The organism is Paraburkholderia sp. SIMBA_027 (assembly GCF_046535315.1).
Taxonomy (GTDB): Bacteria; Pseudomonadota; Gammaproteobacteria; order Burkholderiales; family Burkholderiaceae; genus Paraburkholderia; species Paraburkholderia tropica.
In genome coordinates, this window is the sequence record NZ_JAWRWY010001394.1 from 1 (window position 1) to 244 (window position 244).

The following is a 244-nucleotide window of genomic DNA, read 5'->3' on the forward strand; positions in this document are numbered from 1 at the left end:
GGTCTGCTGCAGCAGCTCGCTCGCCTTGTCGGCCGAGATGCCCGGCAATGCGGTCGGCATATACAGCAGGTCGCCCTCGTCGAGCGGCGGCATGAACTCGCCGCCGAGCCGCGCCACCGGCACGGCCGTCAGCAACAGCGCGACGACGGCAACACCGATCGCGAACCACGGGCGCCGCAGCGTCGCTTCGAGCAGCGGCCGGTACACGCGGATCAGCACGCGGTTGATCGGGTTCGCGTGCTCG

At 70.5% G+C, this 244-nt stretch carries 1 protein-coding gene; it reads right to left on the reverse strand.

The genetic code is table 11. The annotated features are described in order from the left end of the window. Window positions 1–244: efflux RND transporter permease subunit (locus SB764_RS43765; RefSeq protein ID WP_410867272.1), on the reverse strand; the 244-nt coding region annotated here is incomplete at both ends.